Raw genomic sequence first — 1,963 nt, forward strand, 5'->3', positions numbered from 1 at the left:
GTCGGCACGCTCGACCGCCTCCCAGAACTCCGCGTCACCGGCCTCGGTGGCCTGCGGGGGTGTGGTGGTGGAGGGCTGGGGCCAGTAGCGCTGGTGCTGGAAGGCGTAGGTGGGCAGCTCGACGCGGCGGGCGCCGGACCCGGCGTAGTACGCCTGCCAGTCGACGGTGGTGCCGCGCACGTGAAGTTCGGCGAGCGCGGTGACCAGGGACTCGGGCTCGGGACGGCTCTTGCGCAGGGCGGGCACGAACGCGGCGGCTGCCGCACCGTCGGACCCGGGTTCGGGGGCGGAGTTGGTGGCTTGCTGGGCCAGGGCGGTCAGGGTGCCGCCCGGTCCCACCTCGACGTAGGTGCTCGCGCCCAGACCCGCCAGGTGCCGCATGCCGTCGTGAAAGCGCACCGCCTGGCGGACGTGGCGCACCCAGTACTCGGCAGTAGCCAGCTCCTCCCCAGCCACGTCACCGGTGAGGTTGGAGACGACCGGGATGCGCGGGGCCTGGTAGGTCAGGCTCTCGGCGACGGTGCGGAACTCCTGAAGCATCGGGTCCATGCGCGGGGAGTGGAAGGCGTGACTGACGTTGAGCCGCTTGCTCTTGTCGAACCGTGCAGCGATCTCCGCCACGGCGTCCTCATCACCGGAGATGACCACGGAGGTGGGTCCGTTGACGGCGGCGATCGACACTCCGTCGATCAGGTGCGCGGTGATCTCGTCCTCGGTGGCCTGCACGGCGATCATCGCCCCACCGGTCGGCAAAGCTTGCATGAGCCGGCCGCGTGCGGCGACCAGCCGGGCGGCGTCCTCCAGCGACCACACCCCCGCCACGTGGGCGGCGGCGAGTTCGCCGATGGAGTGACCGAGCAGGTAGTCGGGGGTGACGCCCCAGTGCTCCAACAGCCGGAACAGCGCCACTTCCAGCGCGAACAGTCCGGCCTGGGTGAAGACGGTCTGGTCCAGCAGCTCCGAGCCGTCGAAGACCACCTCGCGGACGGAGGTGTCCAGGTGGCGGTCCAGCTCCGCGCACACCGCGTCGAGGGCGTCCGCGAACACCGGGTAGGCGTCGTACAGTTCGCGGCCCATCCCGGCCCGCTGCGAACCCTGACCGGAGAACAGGAACGCGGCACGACCGCCGCTCGCCTGCCCGGTCACCACGCCCGCCGGAGCCTGCCCCTGTGCCACCGCGGCCAGCAGTCCGGCCCGGTCGGCACCGACCACCACCGCACGGTGTTCGAACACCGACCGCGACACCGCAAGCGACCAGCCCACATCCACCGGCGACCCCAGCGAGCCCACCCGCTCCAGCAACCGCCCCGCCTGCCCCGCCAACGCCTGCGCCGACTTCGCCGACAGCACCCACGGCACCACCGGAAGGACGGAGGCGGTGGCCTGGTGCAGTTCGCGCTCGGCGGTGTCCGCGTCGAGGGCGAGGCCGCGGTCGCGCAGGGCGTTCACCGTGTCGGCCAGGTGCCGCAGCGGCGGGTGTTCCCGGTGCTGGGCGGAGCGGAACAGGGAGTCGTCGCCGTCGAGGCAGGAGCGTCCCAGGGCGGTGAGCACGCCGTCGGGACCGAGTTCGAGGAAGCGGGACACTCCGCGGGCGTCGAGCGTGCGCACGCCGTCGTGGAAGCGGACGGCTTCGCGGACGTGGCGCACCCAGTAGTCGGCGGTGGCCAGCTCGTCCCCGGCCACGTCACCGGTGAGGTTGGAGACGACGGGGATGCGCGGGGCCCGGTGGGTCAGGTTCTCCGCGACCGCGCGGAACTCCTCCAGCATCGGGTCCATGTGCGCGGAGTGGAAGGCGTGGCTGACCCGGAGTCGCGCTGTGCGCTCGAACCGCCGTGCCACGGCGTCGACGGCGTCGGCGTCCCCGGAGACGACCACGGACGTGGGTCCGTTGACGGCGGCGACGGCGACGCCGTCCGCGAGGAGCGGGCGCACGGCGTCCTCGGCGGCGCGGACGGCGACCATG

At 72.8% G+C, this 1,963-nt stretch carries 1 protein-coding gene; it reads right to left on the reverse strand.

The features are described from left to right. The coding region (locus OSB71_RS24085; RefSeq protein ID WP_265950923.1) for an acyltransferase domain-containing protein at positions 1-1,963 on the reverse strand (1,963 nt) is incomplete at both ends.

It is taken from the genome of Streptomyces marinisediminis, from assembly GCF_026262575.1.
GTDB lineage: Bacteria > Actinomycetota > Actinomycetes > Streptomycetales > Streptomycetaceae > Streptomyces > Streptomyces marinisediminis.